Origin of the sequence: Streptococcus halitosis (assembly GCF_003143695.2) — a bacterium.
Taxonomy (GTDB): domain Bacteria; phylum Bacillota; class Bacilli; order Lactobacillales; family Streptococcaceae; genus Streptococcus; species Streptococcus halitosis.
In genome coordinates this window covers 1,147,806-1,168,909 of the sequence record NZ_QEMY02000001.1, presented here as the reverse complement: position 1 = coordinate 1,168,909, position 21,104 = coordinate 1,147,806, and the positions used below count along the sequence as shown (strand labels likewise).

Below are 21,104 nucleotides of genomic sequence, written 5' to 3'. Positions count from 1 at the left end.
ATTAGCTATGAAAATTAAAGAGAAGACTATGGAAGAACTAGAATTATTCGAAGCTGCCTCCAAAGATTTATTTGATACTATGCAGGGATTTAAAGACAATCTATCTGTTCAATTTCCCCTATTAGATAGTGATAACTGGCAGTATGATAAGGGATCGATAAAAGTTTGTAAGGCTGATGAGTCAGGATTCAAAAAAAGATGTAGAGTCGGAATCAGCTACAACTTGAAAGTCTCCCTATTAAACGAAGATGCCGAGCAAATCTGGTTACTGTTTAAAGACTGGTTCAATACTAGCAGATTGGGTCAAGTTGAAAGAAATCCTAATAATGAGGATTTGGGAAGATACGTCTTCTCAGCAAGTTCCCCTCTAGGTGACCAGGTAGATTGTTCGATTTATTTGCCTAATGAGTGGAATATCCCTCAGATTAGCTTTTCAGGCTATCTAACAGCTCGTTACAGAGCTTGTGATCTTGATAAATCGAAGAATAAGATGGAGGTTTTTAGAGATGAGAAAGATTGATTGGGACAAGATAAAGACGCGCTTAGATGCCTTGCTTGTCATTGAAGAGTATCGAACAGATCCAAATAAGACCTGGCTTCGATTGATCGTTAAGACTGAGGAAAGCTACGGAATCCGTTACCTTATCGACAACGGTTCTGGTGATTCTCTAGATGTGATCTTTACTGATAAAATGATCCTTATAAAGGGCTTTGATCATGAAAGCAGTTTGAGTCAATTTGCTGCGGATGAGTGGAATCAAGACATCATAGACGGATTTTATAAAGGTCTGGATGAAAAGTATCTCTCACTTTATTCAAAAGACCAAAAGGATGAAACAACCTTCTTTATCTGGTATGACGATCACGCGCATCAACAGACTTACCAAGATCAGGATGGCGGAGAATGGTTGCTCTCTTACCTTTTTGATAGCTTTGAGAGATTTCATGAGTTTGTGACTGACTATTATGAAATTACCGTAGATAAAGATTTACTTAGGAAACTCTACATGGATGGACAACTTTCAGACATAGAAGTAAAGCAATTAATCCAGGAGTGTTAAGAGAGGAATCATGAGAGTGAACTATAAAAATACCCCTGAAAACTATCGAGCTATGGCGGAAATAATCATCCCACCCTTGCTTGATTTACTCAAAAGTTTAACCTTGTTAGAAGAGGAGATTTTTGAGCGTAACAGAGCACTGGATAAGGAAAAAGAAGGCCTTGGCATCCCAGCAAATCAAATTCATCCCAAGTGGAATGAACTTATGGATGACTATTTTCAGAGGCAAATGCAACTTCTAACTGGACGAGTGACTCAAAATTACTTGGAAGGAGGAGTTCGAATTTCTTATAGCTCCCCAAGTGAGTATAACTATGTTAAAAGGAATGATTTTTCTGTAGATTTCATCATGACAAAGGCTGAAGAAGCAAGAGTCATCACCCATTATCAAGAAGCTTTAGAAATGAAGCATCAGTTTGTACTTAGATTGGTGGATGGAAATTGGCTACTTGATGAGAAATTTTACGGTTTTGAGGATGAGGAAACTTGGTATGGCGACTTACTTTGAGTAAGAGAGCTTTGCTTTCCAACTGATATGAGAAAAAGGAGAAGTCCTGTGAATTTTTTAAAAAATCTATTTACAAGTAAGAAAGAAAAGTCAGAGAAGAAAAAACAACTGAACTTGTCCATGCCTCTCTTCAAAGGCAAGCAGGCCTATTCTTTAGACCAGGTCGTTCAGGAATTGAAATCTCACTGGGCGCTTGAAATTTCTGAAGTTTCTGGGGATGATTCTAGTGCAACATTTGTGATTGATGGTGCTCTCGTTGCGCTGGCTTTAATGGATTTGCCTATCCCAAGTCAAGAATTTGAAGAATTGTATGCCTATTCTTACCTCTGGCAGGATGTTGAGAAGGATACACAGGAGCACACACAACACGCCATTGTTTCTATTTTGTCTGACAATCTTTCGCCAGTAGAAACTTATTCCCTATTAACTAAAGTCAATGCCTCTATCCTAAAAACTAGTCAATCAGCTATTGGTATTTATCAAGGTTCTGCTACATTGCTTTTGCCTAAAGATCTTTATCTAGACCTGGCAGACCTTTTGAAAGAAGAAATGCTTCCCCTTCAACTCTGGATCTATATGGGGATTATCAATCAGAAAGATAAGACCAGCATTTACACTTATGGTTTGAAAGAGTTTGGAAAAACTGAGATTGAAATTATCGAGTCTCCTATGAATAGCGATGACTTATATTATTTCCTCCTGTCTATTCTTCAGTATGTTTTAGGCAGTGATGTCACCTTAAAGGATGGTGAAACCATTGGCTTTTCAGAAGGTCAAAAAATCAAAATCACTGAGTCAAAAGCTGTCTATTTGGAAGGCAATTCCTTGAAATTAGATATTTAAACCATGATTTATAAATAATTATCCTTCCTAGATTGGAGGTTTTATGAAGCATGATATAAAAAAGTATTATCTCTACCGATTTCTGGCCTTTAGATTTGAAAAACTCTCTTGTAAGAATCCAAGTCTCAAGGAAATAAAACCAGAGAAGAGAGAAAAAATCGTTCTAGAGGCTACTCGAACTAGTCAAAAGATTATTCTAGTCCTTGGAATTCTTTATGTTTTGCTAAATTCTGCTTTGTTCATTTACCTTAGGGCTAATGATATTCAAAATCCCTTATTGGCTTGGTTTACTGACTACATCGACTATTTAGGGTCACTGATAAACGGAGAATGGGGCGGTAGTTGGCGTCAGAAGAAAGCTAGTTTTTTGATGATTGCTCTAGTGGCTTTACCCATTGTGCTGATAGAAGGCGGCCCCTTCTTCTTGCTGGTTTTATTGATTGGGAATTGGGTACTAAAGAGAAAGATAAGATTTGTGAGAGAACATAAAGGAGTAGAGAGCCATGGCTAGAACGGCGATAATAGGTACTTTAATAGTTTTTGCAATCTTTAATCTGCTACTTGGTCTGGGCTTTTATCTCTTTCTAAAAAAGAGGAAAGAGAATGGGCAGTCATTGTACGAAACGCCTGTAAACCAACAGACTCGAACTGAAAAGCTGGGTCTAGGTGAGATTTTGGTCTACCTGTCCCTGATTGCTATTGCAGGAGTCTTTGCTTTTCAGACCTTAAATAGAGGTGGTGTGGGGAATTCTATTTTAGCCAAAATGATCCTCCTACCTGCTCTAATGGCTCTTTTCAATGCAAGAAAAAGGACTGGAAAGTCTTTACTTGCCCTCCTTATAACTTTGATGGTCTTTCTGGTAGGAGTCATGTTTAATCTCACGATTGGTTTGCCACCTCAAGCACCAATTTTGCAAATTAATGAAAGTAAAATCATTTTAGCAGAAACTAAAGCCAGTGAGCTGATGGATGCTGGTTTTGACATCTATGTAAGACAGGGCGATGGTGGTAGCGACTACGAAGAGCTCCTGACAGATGGCAGTTTCCAAAAGTATCCTGGAGATAAAACAGTTACCATCGAAAAAGGCTTCAGGCTTGATAGCAATGCTGTTCCTTATGCTCCCTATCTCCTAGCAAAAGATGGCATAGTACTGGGCAGTATTTCCTTTTACGGTGCTGAGGACCATGATGTGGCTATAGAAGATTCTAAGGTTATTCAGGTTCGATTTAACAAGGACAGTATTGAGGCAGCGAAAAAACATTCTATTACTTTCAAATTAAATGAACTTGACTTGACTACTAGACTAGATGTTCCGCTTGTTCAAGAAATTTTCAAGAAGCATCTATGGTCAATTCCACCATCAAATACAAATGATGTCACTCAACTATGGTATGGATTAAAGTGGTCCAGCAACAGTGATTCGCTATTTTGGAATGAGTACTATGGTCTCATCCGCCTAGATGAAAATTATATGATGACTGATTTTGAACTAGCTGTTCAAGTAGCACGAGATAAGTAGATAAGATTTTGAATAACTGACTATACTTATGATTCAACAAAGGAACTAATCAATTTAGTTCCTGTTTTTGTTTTTTGATTTCAATTTTAAACGGTTTCTTTTTATTGTTGAGTAATATTTCACGAACAAAAAAAGAAATTGTTTAAAAAAGTTTCACAAAATCCTTTACAAGCTCTTATAAACATGGTATAGTTATAAGGCTTAGAAAATGAGATGATGTTTTCTAGCAAATATAAACCCGAGTAAAAAATGCCTACGGACAGGCAGGGTTGAATGCCGAAGCGTGGTTGAAAGGCCACATTATTGATAGGGTTAAAAGCCTACTTTTATAAGTTGATGTTAGGACGTTTGTCCTAATTCATAAATTTTTAGTGTGGTGAAAGCACACGTCATCTTGTGAAACGATCAATAAAGTACGTAATATTTGCTACTAGAGAGTTAGGAAACATCAGGAACAGACATACTCAACAGAAACCAAAATACACACGTCAGAAGATTGCAGAGCAGGTGAAGACCTGCTCTTTTTTCATAAGTCAACCTTTAGTCGCCTCTATCTTCTTGAGGTGCTAAAAATACGGTGAAGGAGTATGTCTTGAAGAAGTTAGATCAAAACCAAGCCCCAATTTACGAGGCCTTGGTCAAACTACGCAAGAAAAGGATTGTTCCCTTTGATGTGCCAGGTCACAAGCGTGGACGGGGAAATCCAGAATTGGTCGAACTGTTAGGGGAAAAATGTGTTGGTATTGATGTTAATTCGATGAAACCATTGGATAATCTTGGTCACCCCATTTCGATTATTCGGGATGCGGAGGAATTAGCTGCGGATGCTTTTGGTGCAGCCCATGTCTTTCTCATGATTGGCGGTACAACCTCATCAGTTCAAACCATGATTCTTTCCACCTGTAAGGCTGGAGATAAGATTATTCTGCCACGAAATGTCCACAAATCTGCTATCAATGCGTTGGTTCTATGTGGAGCCATTCCCATCTATATCGAGATGAGTGTGGATCCTAAAATCGGCATCGCTTTAGGTCTTGAAAATGACCGGGCTGCCCAGGCCATTAAGGAACATCCAGACGCTAAAGCTATCCTAATCAATAATCCTACTTACTATGGGATTTGTTCGGATCTGAGAGGATTAACAGAGATGGCTCACGAAGCTGGCATGCTGGTTTTAGTGGATGAAGCCCATGGAGCGCATTTGCATTTTACAGATAAATTGCCATTATCTGCTATGGACGCTGGAGCGGATATGGCGGCGGTTTCTATGCATAAGTCTGGTGGGAGTTTGACCCAGAGCTCCATCCTTCTTATCGGGGAGCAGATGAATCCTGAGTACGTTCGTCAGATTATCAACCTGACCCAGTCTACATCTGCCTCTTACTTGTTGATGGCTAGTCTGGATATTTCGCGTCGGAACTTAGCTCTTCGAGGCAAAGAATCCTTTGAGAAAGTCATTGAGCTATCCGAGTACGCTCGTCGTGAAATCAATGCTATCGGTGGCTACTATGCCTACTCAAAAGAGTTGATAGATGGTGCATCGGTCTGTGATTTTGACGTGACCAAGCTGTCAGTTTATACTCAGGGAATTGGGCTAACAGGTATCGAGGTTTATGACCTCTTGCGAGATGAATACGACATTCAGATCGAATTTGGTGATATTGGTAATATCTTGGCATACATTTCAATTGGTGACCGCATCCAAGATATCGAACGTTTGGTCGGTGCTTTGGCTGATATCAAGAGACTCTACTCAAGAGATGGAAAGGACTTGATAGCTGGAGAATATATCCAACCAGAGTTGGTCCTTTCTCCTCAAGAAGCCTTTTATTCAGAGAGAAAAAGTTTGACCTTAGACGAATCAGTCGGACAAGTCTGTGGAGAATTTGTCATGTGTTATCCTCCAGGGATCCCGATTCTAGCACCAGGTGAACGTATTACACGAGAAATTGTGGATTATATCCTATTTGCCAAAGAACGTGGTTGCTCCCTCCAAGGGACGGAAGATCCAGAGGTCAATCACATCAACGTTATTGATAGAAAGGAGAACTAGATGGATTTATGGTTTTCTGAAGTTCATACTCCAGATGTGAAATTGTCCTTGAGAACAGCCAAGCAACTTTACGCTGGAAAAAGTGAATGGCAGGATATAGAGGTATTAGATACACCAGCTTTTGGGAAAATATTAATCTTAAATGGCCATGTCTTGTTTTCAGATGCAGATGATTTTGTTTACAATGAAATGACCGTCCACGTACCCATGGCTGTCCATCCAAATCCAAAGAAAGTATTGGTTATTGGGGGTGGTGACGGCGGTGTTGCCCAAGTATTAACACTCTATCCTGAACTGGAACAAATCGATATTGTGGAACCGGATGAGATGTTGGTTGAAGTCTGTCGTGAGTATTTCCCAGACTTTGCTGCAGGGCTAGATGATCCTCGTGTTACCATTTACTACCAAAATGGTCTTCGCTTTTTGCGAAACTGTGAAGATGACTACGATATTATCATCAACGATGCGACAGATCCATTTGGACATACGGAAGGGCTCTTTACCAAGGAATTTTACGGCAATAGTTATCGCGCTCTTAAAGAAGATGGTATCATGATTTACCAGCATGGTAGTCCTTTTTTTGACGAAGATGAGTCAGCTTGCCGAAGCATGCACCGTAAGGTCAATCAAGCCTTTCCAATCAGCCGAGTCTATCAGGCCCATATCCCAACCAGTCCAGCTGGCTATTGGCTATTTGGATTTGCATCGAAAAAATACCACCCTATCAAAGATTTTGACAAGGAAGGCTGGAAAAAACGCCAGCTTTTCACAGAATACTACACTGCAAACTTACATGTGGGGGCCTTTATGTTGCCCAAGTATGTTGAGGACATTTTAGAAGAAGAGGAAGGAAAAAAATGAGTCGTTTATTAGTTATCGGATGTGGGGGCGTTGCCCAAGTTGCTATTTCAAAGATTTGCCAAGATAGCGAAACCTTTACAGAGATTATGATTGCTAGCCGTACCAAGTCAAAATGTGATGACTTGAAGGCTAAATTAGAAGGGAAAACAAGTACAAAGATTGAGACAGCTGCTCTTGATGCTGATAAGGTAGAAGACGTGATTGCCTTGATTGAAAGTTACAAGCCAGAAGCTGTTTTGAACGTAGCTCTGCCTTATCAAGATTTAACCATCATGGATGCTTGTTTGGCGACAGGTGTCCACTATATCGATACTGCCAACTATGAGGCTGAAGATACAGAAGACCCAGAATGGCGTGCCATTTATGAAAAACGCTGCAAGGAACTTGGTTTTACAGCTTACTTTGACTACTCATGGCAATGGGCATATCAGGAGAAATTCAAAGAAGCGGGCTTAACTGCTCTTCTTGGTTCTGGTTTCGACCCAGGTGTGACCAGTGTCTTTTCAGCTTATGCTTTGAAACACTATTTTGATGAAATCCACTATATCGATATTTTAGACTGTAATGGTGGTGACCACGGTTATCCATTTGCAACAAACTTTAACCCAGAAATCAATCTCCGCGAGGTTTCTGCGCCAGGTTCTTACTGGGAAGATGGAAAATGGGTCGAAGTTGAAGCTATGTCTATCAAGCGTGAGTATGATTTCCCTCAAGTTGGACAAAAAGACATGTATCTTCTTCACCATGAAGAAATCGAATCATTGGCCAAAAACATTCCTGGAGTCAAACGTATTCGTTTCTTTATGACTTTTGGTCAATCTTATCTAACGCATATGAAATGCTTGGAAAACGTTGGTCTCCTTCGTACGGATGCTATTAACTTTAATGGACAAGACATTGTGCCGATTCAATTCTTAAAAGCCTTGCTTCCTGATCCTGCCAGCCTTGGCCCACGCACTGTTGGAAAAACCAATATCGGCTGTATCTTTACAGGTGTCAAAGACGGTGTTGAAAAGACCATCTATATCTACAATGTTTGCGACCATCAGGAATGTTACGCAGAAGTTGGTTCACAAGCCATTTCTTACACGACTGGTGTTCCAGCCATGATTGGGACAAAATTAGTGATGAATGGTACTTGGAAACAACCTGGGGTTTATAATCTTGAAGAATTGGATCCAGATCCATTTATGGAAGCTTTGAATGAGTATGGCTTGCCTTGGGTTGTGGTTGAAAATCCGCAAATGGTGGACTAATGAAGTTAGAACAAGTACCAACACCAGCCTACGTCATTGACTTAGCCAAACTAGAGGAAAATTGCCGGATTTTACAGCAAGTTCAGGAAGAAGCGGGCTGCAAGGTTTTACTTGCTCAGAAGGCTTATTCCCTCTACAAAACCTATCCCTTGATTAGTCAGTATCTGTCAGGTACGACGGCTAGTGGTCTCTATGAGGCTAAGTTAGCTAGAGAAGAGTTTCCGGGGGAAGTCCATGTATTTGCACCTGCTTTCAAGGATGCAGACTTGGAGGAATTGCTGGAGATAACGGACCATATCGTCTTCAACTCGGAGAGACAGTTGCGTAAACATGGTGCTCGTTGTCGAGAGGCTGGTATCAGTGTCGGTTTGCGCCTCAACCCTCAATGTTCTACCCAAGGTGATCACGCGCTCTACGATCCTTGTGCACCTGGATCCCGTTTTGGAGTCACTATAGACAAGATTCCTAGTGATTTGCTGGACTTAGTAGATGGTCTTCATTTTCATACCCTTTGTGAGCAGGGGGCAGATGATTTAGAAACAACTTTGAAAGCTGTAGAAGCGCAGTTTGGACCCTACTTACATCAAGTAAAATGGCTCAATATGGGTGGAGGACACCACATAACGAGAGAAGACTATGATGTGGATTTGCTGATTTCTGAAATCAAGCGTATCCGAGAAACTTACAATCTTGAAGTTTATATCGAGCCTGGTGAAGCTATTGCGCTCAATGCGGGTTATCTAGCAACTGAAGTATTGGATATTGTCGAAAATGGTATGGATATCTTGGTTTTAGATGCGTCCGCTACCTGCCATATGCCTGACGTACTTGAGATGCCCTATCGTCCACCTTTGAGAAATGGATTTGAACCGCAGGAAAAACCCCATACCTATAGACTTTCTTCCAATACCTGCCTGACGGGTGATGTGATTGGTGATTATAGTTTTGAAAATCCAGTCCAAATCGGTGATAGACTTTATTTTGAAGATATGGCTATTTACTCATTTGTCAAAAACAATACCTTTAATGGTATTGGATTGCCAAGTCTCTATCTTATGGACGAGCAAGGTGACTGCAGCTTAGTCAAATCCTTTGGCTATCAAGATTTTAAAGGGAGATTATCATGATGGACAGTCCCAAAAAATTAGGCTATCGCATGCCAGCAGAATACGAGCCCCATCATGGCACCCTCATGATATGGCCAACTCGACCAGGTTCATGGCCCTTTCAAGGAAAGGCTGCCAAAAGAGCATTTAGCCAAATTATAAAAAACATAGCAGAAGGGGAAAGAGTCTATCTCTTGGTGGATCAGGCCCATCTATCTGAAACCCAATCTTATCTTGGAGACAAGGTTGTTTATTTAGATATTCCGACAAATGATGCATGGGCGCGTGATACGGGTCCGACCATTCTCGTCAATGATAAAAGAGAAAAGTTGGCAGTAGACTGGTCTTTCAATGCCTGGGGTGGTGCAGTCGATGGCCTCTACCAAGATTATGAAGATGATGACCAAGTAGCCAGTCGCTTTGCTGAGGCGTTGGAAATGCCTGTTTACGATGCTAAACCTTTTGTACTGGAAGGCGGAGCCATACACAGCGACGGTCAAGGAACCATTCTTGTGACTGAAAGTTGCTTACTTAGTGCTGGTCGCAATCCTCATCTCAGTAAAGAGGAAATAGAGAGAAGATTATTGAACTATCTTGGCGCTGAAAAAGTTATCTGGCTGCCTTATGGTATTTATCAGGACGAAACCAATGAACACGTTGACAATGTTGCCACTTTCGTTGGTCCTGCAGAACTTGTCTTGGCTTGGACAGATGATCAAAATGATCCTCAGTATGCCATGTCTGCAGCTGACCTTGAGCTTTTAAAAAAAGAAACAGATGCAAAAGGGCGTCCCTTCACCATTCATAAATTGCCAATCCCAGCGCTTCATCAAGTTGTAACCGAAGAGGATCTGCCAGGCTACATCTATGAAGAAGGTGAAGAGGAGCGATATGCAGGTGAACGTCTTGCGGCCTCCTATGTAAACTTTTATATTGCCAACAAGTCTGTCTTAGTGCCACAATTTCAGGATGTCAATGACCAAGTGGCCCTAGATATCCTCAGCAAGTGTTTCCCAGACCGTAAAGTTGTCGGAATTCCAGCCAGAGATATTCTATTAGGTGGTGGCAATATCCACTGTATCACCCAACAAATCCCAGAATAGGAGAAAAAGATGAGAAATGTTAGAGTTGCAGCAATCCAGATGCAATGTGCTAAGGATGTAGCAACAAATATCCAAACAGCGGAACGTCTAGTACGTCAAGCTACGGAACAAGGCGCACAAATCATCCTCTTACCCGAGTTGTTTGAACGCCCCTATTTCTGTCAGGAACGCCAGTATAACTACTACCAATATGCTCAGTCAGTGACAGAAAATACCGCCATTCAGCATTTTAAAGTGATTGCTAAGGAACTACAGGTTGTTCTACCGATTAGTTTCTATGAAAAAGATGGCAATGTCTTGTATAATTCTATCGCCGTCATTGATGCTGATGGAGAAGTGCTGGGTGTTTATCGGAAGACCCACATACCAGATGACCATTATTATCAAGAAAAGTTCTATTTCACGCCTGGTAACACTGGTTTCAAGGTCTGGGATACTCGCTACGCTAAGATTGGGATTGGCATCTGTTGGGATCAATGGTTCCCTGAAACAGCGCGCTGTCTTGCGTTGAATGGGGCAGAATTGCTCTTTTACCCAACCGCTATCGGTTCAGAGCCAATTTTGGATACAGACAGTTGTGGTCACTGGCAACGTACTATGCAAGGGCACGCAGCAGCTAATATTGTCCCAGTCATTGCAGCCAATCGTTATGGTGTGGAGGAAGTCACTCCTAGTGAGGAAAATGGCGGACAGAGTTCCAGTCTTGACTTCTACGGTTCCTCCTTTATGACGGATGAAACAGGAACTATTCTAGAGAAAGCTGAAAGACAAGGTGAAGCTGTTCTGTTAGCGACCTATGACCTTGACAAAGGAGCAAGTGAACGCCTCAACTGGGGACTGTTTCGAGATAGAAGACCAGAAATGTACCAACGAATTACGGACTAGAAGGTAACTTTCATAATAAATTTTTGATATTCATGCCTGTCTTACAAAAATGTAAGATAGGCTTTTTAAATGTAAGATAGGTGTACGATTATACGCGGAAATGTATGCTATACTCTATGTAGATCAAAAAGAAAGAGGTTTATTATGAAAAAATGGAATGCAACGCAGTTGAAGTATCTGATGGCGGCAGTAATGGTTCTAGACCATATTCCGCATATTACAGGAATCGTTTCTCCTTTGTGGGAAGGTATCTTTCACGCCTTGACCCGTTGTGTGGGAGTTTGGTTTGCCTATATGGCTATGGAAGGCTTCATCCATACTCGAAATTTGAAAAACTACCTCATCCGCCTCTGGTCTTGGGCGCTTATCATGTTTGCTGGAAATAGCCTTCTCAATACTCTGTTTGCCTCTAAGGGTGTAATGGTTACTAATAATATTTTCTTGACTTTGGCCATCGGTGTCACCATGCTTTGGATTGGTTTTCCCAGAAAAGAGTTGGATAAAAAGGAGAAGTTGTGGCGTCGTATTGGGCTTGCTGGGCTCTTGATTTTCGGGTGTCTTTTTACTGAGGGTGGCATCACCATGCTACAATTTCTCTTGATTAGTTACTCTTGTCGAAATCGCAAGGGCTTGCGAAATCTCCTATATGCCTTTCTGTGGGCCTTCTTGTTAGTGACTTCCATCCAAATCTACGACACATGGTACCAAACACTGGAAATGATGCTTTACAATTCTGACTGGCTCTTTATCACCGTATTTCCTTTTATGGCACTTTATAATGGACAGCGAGGAAAAGAAACCAGTTGGAGTAAATATTTCTTTTATATTTTCTACCCAGCTCATCTATGGATTATAACCTTGATTGCTTATTTGGTTAAATAGCAAAAAAAGCAAATAGCAGTAATTTCTGTCTATTTGCTTTTCTTTTTTATAAAATATACTTCTCAATCGCACGCGCAACGCCTTCTTCTTCATTGCTGGCTGTAACGTCATTAGCAAGGGATTTGACATGGTCGCTGGCATTTCCCATAGCAATGCCAAGTCCTGCAAACTGAAGCATTTCGATATCGTTATTAGCATCGCCTATGGCCATGATTTCTGAGGAATCAATCTTCAAAATCTGAGCTAGACGTGAAAGAGCAGTAGCCTTTGTCGTTCCAAGTGGCATAGCTTCATAAATGACAGGCTGCGAACGAACTCCGCTAAATCGTTGGCAGAGTTCCTCAGCAAATCGCTGCTCAAAATCGTCTGTTTGCTCTTTTGTTCCTAAAAACATGCCTTGGAACATGCGATACTTACCACTGGTAGCTTCCTCAAGGGAGATTTCAGTCAGGTCTGAAAAGACAAGCTTGGCATCATTTTGAACGATTTGATTAGGCTTACCACCGAGGACAAAATAGTGTTCCTCATCAAAAAGAGTCAACTGAACATCACTTTTTTCAGCTAGGTCATAGAGGTATTCGATGTCAGTTGGACTGAGTTCTTGCCAGTCAACTAGCCCCCAGTCACTGGTCTGGTGGGTTGAACAACCGTTATTGACGATGACGTACTCGTTCTGGAGGTCAAGTCCTAGTTTTTTATAGTAGGGGAGGACACCGAAAAGCGGGCGACCTGTACAGAGAACCAGTTTGACACCTTTTTCAATGGCTTGGTGAATGGCAGTAATGTGGGCTTGTGGAATTTCCTTGGCTTCGTTAAGGAGGGTTCCGTCCATATCCAAGGCTAGTAGTTTAATCATAAGACTTCCTTTTCTAGGTGTTTTGCTTTTATTATAGCATATAGACTATGAAATGTCTGACAGAATTGTAAAATTCAAGCTTCCTTTTCTTGAAAAACAAAATAAATTCTTATATAATATGTATACTTAATATTTAAGGAGAAAAAATGTCAAAGTATCACTTTAATTCAATTTACAAAAATGATGAAACAGAGTCTACAGGTCTTCTTTTCATCAAAGTCTACAACAAGTGGGAAAGCAATTTGAAAAGAGTCTTGAAATCGGTTGGACTCACTTTGCCCCAATTTATCGTTTTAACCTCGCTCTTGTTTTTGTCCAATAGAGAGGAATATGTAACTCAAGTTGATATTGCTCGGTTCACTGGTATGGATGTCATGACGGTTTCCCAGATTGTTAGGTTACTGGAGAAGAAAGACTACATTAGACGTGATCAACACCCAAAGGATAGTCGGGCAAAACTGGTTTCAGTGACGAATTCTGGCGCAGAGAAGGTCAATCAAGCTTTACCTTTAGTAGAAGGGGTTGATGAAGAATTTTTTGAAAAACTATCTAACGATAGAGAAGTTTTTAATCGCATGTTAGTAGAGTTGGAGGATAAAAATGCCTAGATATTGGGTCGGAGTTGTTTCGAAGAACCATGTTTTAAGAGGAGTTGAAGGGAATTTTTGTCAGGTCTGTCATGGAAAGGGCGGCCCCTTAAACCGTATGAAAAAAGGTGACTATCTTTTATACTATAGTCCAAAATACGATATGAACGGTCAAGACAAGTTACAGGCTTTTGTGGCCGTAGGTAAAATTATAGACGACAAGGCCTATCAAGTAGAGCAGTTTGAAGGATTCTTTCCCTTTAGACGAAATGTCGAGTATTATCAACCAGTCAAAGATTGCTTCATAGAAATAGCCAGACAACATCCTGAATGGAAAGACTATACTTCTCGACTTCGTTATGGGCATTTTGAAGTTTCCAAAGACTTTTTTCTCTATATCTTTCAGCATATGAAAGTGGATGATGAAGCATGATTGATTTGCTAATTAAATGATTGTCAACTAGAATTTTGGATTTGGACTGTGAAGCGAACTTTGCTATAATAGAGTAAGAAACTTTGATAAAGCAAACGAGGCTGAGATGAAATTACTTTATACTGATATTGGGACTTCTTTGACTGAAATTTTAACGAGAGAGGCAGAAGAGCTTGTTGCTGCTGACAAGCGGGTCTTCTACATTGCCCCCAACTCTCTTTCTTTTGAAAAGGAACGCGCCGTGCTGAAATGCTTGTCCCAGCAGGCTTCTTTTGCGATTACCGTCACGCGTTTTGCTCAGATGGCTCGTTACTTAGTCTTGAATGATTTGCCAACCAAGACGAGTCTAGATGACATCGGCCTTGGAATGGCCTTTTATAAATGCCTTGCTGAACTCGATCCCAAGGACTTGCGTGTTTATGGTGCGATTAAGCAGGATACTCAATTTATCCAGCAGTTGGTTGAACTTTATCACGAGATGACGACTGCTCAGATGAGTTTTTTGGACTTGGAGAGTTTGACAGATGAAGACAAGCGAGCAGACTTGCTCTTGATTTTTGAGAAAGTAACAGCCTATCTCAATCAAGGTCAGTTGGCTCAGGGAAGTCAGTTGTCACATTTGATTGAGGCTATTGAGAATGGCAAGGTAAGTAGTGATTTTACTCAAATTGCCCTTGTCATTGATGGATTTACCCGTTTTTCTGCAGAGGAAGAGCGGATTGTGGATTTACTTCATGGCAAGGGTGTTGAGATTGTCATCGGGGCTTATGCTAGTAAAAAAGCCTATATCAGTCCGTTCTCTGAAGGGAATCTCTACCAAGCCAGTGTGGAATTTCTTCATCATTTGGGGGCAAAATACCAAACACCTGCTCAGGATCGTTCTCAGACTCATGAGAAAATAGATAGTTTTGACAAGGCATCTCGTTTGCTGGAGTCTTCTTATGATTTTTCAGAACTCGCTTTAGATGTCGATGAGAAAGATCGTGAAAATCTGCAAATCTGGTCTTGTTTGACACAAAAAGAGGAGTTGGAGTTAATAGCACGTAGCATTCGTCAGAAATTACATGACCATCCAGAACTGAGTTACAAGCATTTTCGTATTCTCTTGGGTGATGTGGCTTCTTACCAGCTATCACTGAAAACTATTTTTGACCAGTATCAGATTCCTTTCTATCTTGGTAGAAGTGAATCCATGGCTCACCATCCCTTAACCCAGTATGTCGAATCTATTTTGCGTTTGAAACGTTACCGTTTCCGTCAGGAAGATTTGATTAATCTCCTCAGAACTGGTCTGTATACTGACCTTAGCCAAGCGGATATTGATGCTTTCGAGCAATATCTCCGCTATCTTGGTATCAATGGCTTGCCAGCTTTTCAGCAGACCTTTACCAAATCCCACCATGGAAAATTTGATTTAGAGCGTTTAAATTCTCTTCGTCTGCGCGTTTTGGCGCCACTTGAAACCTTATTTGCCAGTCGAAAACAAAAGGCTGAAAATCTCTTGCAAAAGTGGAATACTTTTCTAAAAAATGCTGCTTTAAGCAAGCAGATGCAAGAATTGACAGCTACTATGGAAACACTAGAACAGGAAAGACAAGCCGAAGTTTGGAAAGCCTTCTGCCATGTTTTAGAACAATTTGCGACCGTTTTTTCCGGTTCACAAGTTAGTCTAGAGGACTTCCTGTCCTTGCTTCATTCTGGGATGAGTTTGTCCCAGTATCGCACCATTCCAGCAACTGTTGATACTGTTCTGGTGCAGAGTTACGATCTGATTGCCCCTCTGACCGCTGACTTTGTCTACGCCATTGGGCTGACTCAGGATTATTTACCCAAAATTGCGCAAAACACCAGTCTGTTAACAGACGAAGAAAGACAAAGCCTAAACCAAGCGACTGAAGAGGGAGCGCAATTACTGATTGCAAGTAGTGAAAATCTCAAGAAAAATCGCTATACTATGCTTTCCTTAGTTAATGCTGCCCGCAAGCAGTTGGTGTTATCAGCTCCAAGTCTTCTCAATGAAAATGAGAGTAAGGAATCGGCCTATCTTCAAGAGCTAGTCCATTTTGGATTTAGCCGGATAGAGAAGAAGATTCATCACAAAGGTCTGTCTAAGGATGATATGGGTTCTTATCACAGTCTCTTGTCTAGTCTAGTTGCCTATCATCAACAAGCTACTTCTAGTGAAAATGAGCAAGATGTCACCTTTGTCAAGGTTCTGGCGCGTGTGATGGGTAAAAAACTTGATCAAAAAGGTCTTGCAAATCCTGCTCTCCCAACCAGTCCAAGCAGCAAACCATTAGAGAAAGAGACCTTGCAGGCTCTCTATCCAGCTGACAAGGAGTTTTACCTGTCTACGTCTGGTTTGACAGAGTTTTACCGCAATGAATACAGTTATTTCCTCCGTTATGTCTTAGGTTTGCAGGAAGAATTGCGCCTGCGTCCAGATGCTCGCAGTCACGGGAATTTCTTGCACCGTATTTTTGAACGTGCCTTGAAACTACCTGCTGAAAATTCCTTTGATCAGCGTTTGGAGCAAGCTATCAAGGAAACCAGCCAAGAACGCGAATTTGAAGCTATTTATCAGGAAAGTTTGGAAGCCCAGTTTACCAAGGAAGTTCTACTTGATGTCGCGCGAACTACGGGCCATATCCTTCGTCATAATCCAGCTATCGAAACCATTCAAGAGGAGGCAACATTTGGTGGTAAAGATCAAGCCTTTATTCAATTGGATAATGGTCGCAGTGTCCATGTGCGAGGCAAGGTTGACCGTATTGACCGCCTGAAAGCTGATGGAGCGCTAGGAGTGGTGGACTATAAGTCTAGTTTGACCCAATTCCAGTTTCCTCATTTCTTTAATGGGCTTAATTCCCAACTGCCTACCTATCTTGCTGCCCTAAAAAGAGAAGGGGAGCAGAACTTTTTCGGTGCCATGTACTTGGAAATGGCTGAGCCTGTCCAATCTTTATTAGCTGTTAAAAGTCTGGCAGGAGCAGTAGCAGAAGTCAGCAAGTCTATGAAATACCAGGGACTCTTTTTAGAGAAAGAAAGCAGTCACTTGGGCGAATTTTACAACAAAAACAAGGCTAATCAGCTGACAGACGAGGAATTCCAGCTCTTATTGGACTACAATGCCCATCTTTACAAGAAGGCTGCTGAAAAGATTTTAGAAGGCCATTTTGCCATTAATCCATACACAGAGAATGGCAGAAGTATTGCCCCATACGTTCAGCAACATCAAGCCATTACAGGTTTTGAAGCCAATTACCACTTGGGACAAGCCCGTTTCCTTGAGAAATTAGAGTTGTCTGACGGCAAACGTCTGGTCGGAGAAAAACTCAAGCAAGCTTGGTTTGAGAAAATGAGAGAGGAGTTGAATCGATGAAGCCCATCCCCTTTTTAACTGAGGAGGAAATTCAAAAACTGCAAGAAGCAGAAGCGAGTTCGAGCAAGGAACAGAAGAAAACTGCCGAGCAAATCGAAGCCATTTATACTGCAGGGCAAAATATCCTTGTTTCAGCGTCAGCTGGTTCAGGGAAAACCTTTGTTATGGCCGAGCGCATTCTTGACCAATTAGCACGTGGCGTGGAAATCAGCCAACTCTTTATCTCGACCTTTACCGTCAAGGCTGCTACAGAGCTTAAGGAACGTTTGGAGAAGAAAATCAGCCAGCAAATCCAAGAAACCGATGATGTTGATCTCAAACAACACTTGGGACGACAGTTGGCTGATCTGCCAAACGCTGCCATCGGAACCATGGACTCCTTCACACAAAAATTCCTCGGTAAACATGGCTACCTGATTGATATTGCACCAAACTTTCGTATTCTACAAAATGAAAGCGAACAGTTAATCCTCAAAAATGAAGTTTTTCATCAGGTGTTTGAATCCCATTACCAAGGTGAAAATAAAGAGAAATTTAGTCGTTTGGTCAAGAACTTTGCAGGGCGTGGCAAGGATGAACGTGGTCTGCGCCAGCAGGTCTACAAAATCTATGATTTTCTTCAATCCACCAGTAGTCCCCAAAAATGGCTGAGCAACTCTTTTCTCAAAGGGTTTGAAGAAGCTGACTTTGCAATTGAAAAAGACAAACTGACCGAGCAAATCAAGCAAGCGCTTTGGGACTTGGAAAGTTTCTTCCGTTACCATCTGTATAACGATGCCAAGGAGTTTCCAAAAGCTGCCTATTTAGAAGCTGTTCAACAGGTTCTGGATGAAATTAGCTCCTTAAATCAAGAGTCCGATAGTCTGGCTTATCAAGAAGTGCTTGCTCGTATTGTCGCCATCTCTAAGGAGAAAAATGGTCGGGCTCTAGCTAACTCTAGTCGAAAGGCTGATTTGAAGCCACTGGCAGATGCCTACAATGAGGAGAGAAAGTCCCAGTTTGCTAAACTAGGACAACTGGCGGACCAGATAACGGTTCTCGACTACCAAGAGCGTTATCATGAAGACACCTGTGATCTAGCTAAAATCTTCCAAACCTTTATGAGTGATTTTGTGGAAGCTTATCGAGAACGTAAACGCCAGGAAAATGCTTTTGAATTTGCTGATATCAGTCATTACACCATTGAGATTTTAGAGAATTTCCCACAAGTTCGTGAGGCTTATCAGGAACGTTTCCATGAAGTCATGGTCGATGAGTATCAAGATACCAACCATATTCAAGAACGAATGCTGGAACTGCTGTCGAATGGCCACAATCGCTTTATGGTGGGAGATATCAAGCAGTCCATCTACCGTTTCCGTCAGGCAGATCCCCAGATTTTCAATGAAAAATTTCAACGCTATGCGCAAAATCCTCAAGAAGGAAAGCTGATTTTGCTCAAGGAAAATTTCCGTAGTAGTTCAGAAGTGCTATCAGCAACCAACGATGTATTTGAACGTCTCATGGACCAAGAGGTCGGCGAAATCAACTATGATAGCATGCACCAGCTTGTTTTTGCCAACATCAAACTAACTCCCAATCCTGAGAACAAGGCAGAGTTTCTCCTCTACGACAAGGACGATAGTGGGCAAGAGGAGGAAGAGAGCCAAGCAGAAACGAAACTCACAGGAGAAATGCGCCTAGTTATCAAGGAAATCTTGAAGCTCCATCAAGAAAAAGGTGTAGCCTTCAAAGAAATTGCCCTTTTGACTTCCAGTCGCAGTCGTAATGACCAGATCCTCCTCGCTCTGTCAGAGTACGGAATTCCTGTCAAAACAGACGGGGAGCAAAACAATTATCTCCAATCCCTAGAAGTGCAAGTCATGTTGGACACCCTGCGAGTCATTCACAATCCTCTGCAAGACTATGCCTTGGTAGCCCTTATGAAGTCTCCTATGTTTGGTTTTGATGAGGACGAGTTGGCACGCTTATCCCTTCAGAAAGTAGAAGATAAGGTCCAAGAAAATTTCTATGAGAAACTTGTTAATGCTCAAAAACTCGCAACAAGTCAGAAAAACTTGATTCATAAATCTCTAGCGGAAAAATTAAATCAGTTCATGGATATTTTGGATTCTTGGCGCTTGTATGCCAAAACCCACTCTCTCTATGACTTGATTTGGAAGATTTACAACGACCGTTTTTACTATGACTATGTTGGAGCCTTGCCAAACGGACCTGCTAGACAGGCCAATCTCTATGCCCTAGCGCTACGTGCTGACCAGTTTGAAAAGAGCAATTTCAAAGGCTTGTCTCGTTTTATCCGTATGATTGACCAAGTCCTAGAAGCCCAGCACGATCTCGCAAGCGTAGCCGTCGCACCGCCTAAAGATGCCGTGGAACTTATGACCATTCACAAGAGCAAAGGATTGGAATTTCCTTACGTCTTTATCCTCAATATGGATCAGGACTTCAACAAGCAAGACTCGATGTCAGACGTTATTCTCAGTCGTCAAAATGGGCTTGGTGTCAAATACATTGCCAACGTGGAAACAGGAGCAGTGGAAGCACACTATCCTAAAACCATTAAACTCTCTATTCCTAGCTTAACTTATACGCAGAATGAGAAAGAACTGCAACTGGCTAGCTATTCAGAGCAGATGCGTCTGCTGTATGTTGCCATGACGAGAGCTGAGAAAAAGCTCTATCTTGTCGGCAAGGGTTCTCGTGAAAAGCTAGAAGCCAAGGAATACCCAGCAGCAAATAACGGAAAATTAGATAGCAATACCAGACTGCAAGTAAGAAATTTCCAAGATTGGGTCTGGGCTATCAGTAAAGTATTTGCCAAGGACAATCTCAACTTTAGCTATCGTTTTATTGGTGAAGACCAGTTGACTAGGGAAGCTATTGGTCAGTTGGAAAACAAGAGTCCTCTCCAAGATAGTTCTCAAGCAGACAACCGCCAGTCAGAAACCATCAAAGAAGCTTTGGAAATGCTGAAAGATGTGGAAATTTATAATACTCTTCACCGCGCAGCCATTGAACTACCAAGTGTTCAAACCCCAAGCCAAATCAAGAAATTCTACGAACCCGTTATGGATATGGAAGGGGTAGAAATTACTAACCAAACTCCATCACCGGAAAAGCAAATCAGCTTTGATTTACCAGATTTTTCAACTAAAGAAAAGGTAACTGGATCTGAGATTGGTAGTGCCACTCACGAACTCATGCAGAGAATTGACCTCAGTCAGCAACCAACACTTGCTAGCTTGACAGAAACTCTCAAACAAGTTCAAGCTAGTCCAGCTGTTAGAAAAAATATCAATCTTGCTAAAATCCTTGCATTCTTTGACACAGCACTTGGTCAGGAAATTCTTGCTAATACAGACCATCTTTATCGCGAGCAACCTTTCTCTATGCTCAAAAAAGATCAAAAGAGTCAGGAAGATTTTGTTGTTCGTGGGATCTTGGACGGCTATCTACTTTATGAGGACAGAATTATTCTTTTCGACTATAAGACAGACCGTTACGATCAACCAAGTCAACTCATAGACCGCTATCGTGGTCAGTTAGCCCTATACGGAGAGGCTTTATCACGAGCCTATTCGATTGAAAACATTGAAAAATACTTGATTTTGCTCGGTAAAGATGAGGTTCAAGTTGTAAAAGTATAATTTATACTCTTCGAAAATCAAATTCAAACCACGTCAGCTTCACCTTGCCGTATATAGGTGACTGACTTCGTCAGTTCTATCCACAACCTCAAAACTGTGTTTTGAGCAACCTACGGCT

The 21,104-nt window shown here is 41.4% G+C and carries 18 protein-coding genes; 17 read left to right on the top strand and 1 reads right to left on the bottom strand.

The features are described 5' to 3' along the window. Positions 1 to 7 precede the first annotated feature (7 nt). From DB729_RS05765 to DB729_RS05700, 13 genes are all read left to right on the top strand, one after another. Positions 8 to 520, top strand: a complete 513-nt coding sequence (locus DB729_RS05765; protein ID WP_208288047.1) for a hypothetical protein — start codon at positions 8 to 10, stop codon at positions 518 to 520. Then, on the top strand, positions 507 to 1,061 hold the full coding sequence (locus tag DB729_RS05760) for a hypothetical protein (protein WP_109290013.1): 555 nt from the start codon (positions 507 to 509) through the stop codon (positions 1,059 to 1,061). The genes DB729_RS05765 and DB729_RS05760 overlap by 14 nt, the downstream gene beginning before the upstream one ends. 10 nt (positions 1,062 to 1,071) lie before the next feature. After that, positions 1,072 to 1,569, top strand: coding sequence for a hypothetical protein (locus DB729_RS05755; RefSeq protein ID WP_033585221.1), 498 nt, complete (start codon positions 1,072 to 1,074; stop codon positions 1,567 to 1,569). 48 nt (positions 1,570 to 1,617) lie between these two features. Next, positions 1,618 to 2,412: a DUF4261 domain-containing protein gene (locus DB729_RS05750; RefSeq protein ID WP_109290014.1), complete on the top strand. Its 795-nt coding sequence runs from the start codon at positions 1,618 to 1,620 to the stop codon at positions 2,410 to 2,412. A 43-nt stretch (positions 2,413 to 2,455) separates the two neighbouring features. After that, positions 2,456 to 2,923, top strand: a complete 468-nt coding sequence (locus DB729_RS05745; RefSeq protein WP_109290015.1) for a hypothetical protein — start codon at positions 2,456 to 2,458, stop codon at positions 2,921 to 2,923. Then, positions 2,916 to 3,932, top strand: a complete 1,017-nt coding sequence (locus tag DB729_RS05740) for a hypothetical protein (protein WP_033585225.1) — start codon at positions 2,916 to 2,918, stop codon at positions 3,930 to 3,932. Before DB729_RS05745 ends, DB729_RS05740 begins: the two co-directional genes overlap by 8 nt. Positions 3,933 to 4,524: 592 nt before the next feature. Then, positions 4,525 to 5,985 carry an aminotransferase class I/II-fold pyridoxal phosphate-dependent enzyme gene (locus tag DB729_RS05730; protein ID WP_109290017.1) on the top strand — a complete coding sequence of 487 codons (1,461 nt, stop codon included), beginning with the start codon at positions 4,525 to 4,527 and terminating at the stop codon, positions 5,983 to 5,985. After that, on the top strand, positions 5,986 to 6,846 hold the full coding sequence (gene speE / locus DB729_RS05725; RefSeq protein WP_000366710.1) for a polyamine aminopropyltransferase: 861 nt from the start codon (positions 5,986 to 5,988) through the stop codon (positions 6,844 to 6,846). It begins immediately after the preceding gene. Next, positions 6,843 to 8,102, top strand: a complete 1,260-nt coding sequence (locus DB729_RS05720; protein ID WP_109290018.1) for a saccharopine dehydrogenase family protein — start codon at positions 6,843 to 6,845, stop codon at positions 8,100 to 8,102. The genes speE and DB729_RS05720 overlap by 4 nt, the downstream gene beginning before the upstream one ends. Beyond that, positions 8,102 to 9,229, top strand: coding sequence for a carboxynorspermidine decarboxylase (nspC, locus tag DB729_RS05715; RefSeq protein WP_109290019.1), 1,128 nt, complete (start codon positions 8,102 to 8,104; stop codon positions 9,227 to 9,229). Before DB729_RS05720 ends, nspC begins: the two co-directional genes overlap by 1 nt. Continuing rightward, positions 9,226 to 10,311: an agmatine deiminase gene (gene aguA, locus DB729_RS05710; RefSeq protein WP_109290020.1), complete on the top strand. Its 1,086-nt coding sequence runs from the start codon at positions 9,226 to 9,228 to the stop codon at positions 10,309 to 10,311. The genes nspC and aguA overlap by 4 nt, the downstream gene beginning before the upstream one ends. 9 nt (positions 10,312 to 10,320) lie before the next feature. Beyond that, positions 10,321 to 11,196: an N-carbamoylputrescine amidase gene (gene aguB, locus DB729_RS05705; RefSeq protein ID WP_109290021.1), complete on the top strand. Its 876-nt coding sequence runs from the start codon at positions 10,321 to 10,323 to the stop codon at positions 11,194 to 11,196. Positions 11,197 to 11,340: 144 nt separating this feature from the next. Beyond that, on the top strand, positions 11,341 to 12,078 hold the full coding sequence (locus DB729_RS05700; RefSeq protein ID WP_109290022.1) for a TraX family protein: 738 nt from the start codon (positions 11,341 to 11,343) through the stop codon (positions 12,076 to 12,078). Between the two features lie 46 nt (positions 12,079 to 12,124). On the opposite strand, the gene DB729_RS05695 is transcribed toward DB729_RS05700, so the two are convergent. Then, a complete protein-coding gene (locus tag DB729_RS05695; RefSeq protein WP_109290023.1) occupies positions 12,125 to 12,934 on the bottom strand; it encodes a Cof-type HAD-IIB family hydrolase in 810 nt (269 codons plus the stop codon). A gap of 146 nt (positions 12,935 to 13,080) precedes the next feature. Here DB729_RS05695 and DB729_RS05690 point away from each other — a divergent pair, with 146 nt between their 5' ends. The 4 genes from DB729_RS05690 to addA all read left to right on the top strand — a co-directional run bounded on the left by DB729_RS05690 (position 13,081) and on the right by addA (position 20,986). Continuing rightward, the gene (locus DB729_RS05690; RefSeq protein ID WP_109290024.1) at positions 13,081 to 13,542 is read left to right on the top strand and encodes a MarR family winged helix-turn-helix transcriptional regulator; all 462 of its coding nucleotides are present in this window, start codon (positions 13,081 to 13,083) and stop codon (positions 13,540 to 13,542) included. Next, the gene (locus DB729_RS05685) at positions 13,535 to 13,954 is read left to right on the top strand and encodes an EVE domain-containing protein (protein WP_109290025.1); all 420 of its coding nucleotides are present in this window, start codon (positions 13,535 to 13,537) and stop codon (positions 13,952 to 13,954) included. Before DB729_RS05690 ends, DB729_RS05685 begins: the two co-directional genes overlap by 8 nt. Before the next feature lie 106 nt (positions 13,955 to 14,060). Then, complete coding sequence (gene rexB / locus DB729_RS05680) at positions 14,061 to 17,336, top strand: ATP-dependent nuclease subunit B (protein ID WP_109290026.1); 3,276 nt, start codon at positions 14,061 to 14,063, stop codon at positions 17,334 to 17,336. Beyond that, entirely contained in the window at positions 17,333 to 20,986 is a 3,654-nt protein-coding gene (gene addA, locus DB729_RS05675; protein ID WP_109290027.1) for a helicase-exonuclease AddAB subunit AddA, read from the top strand. The genes rexB and addA overlap by 4 nt, the downstream gene beginning before the upstream one ends. Positions 20,987 to 21,104 lie beyond the last annotated feature (118 nt).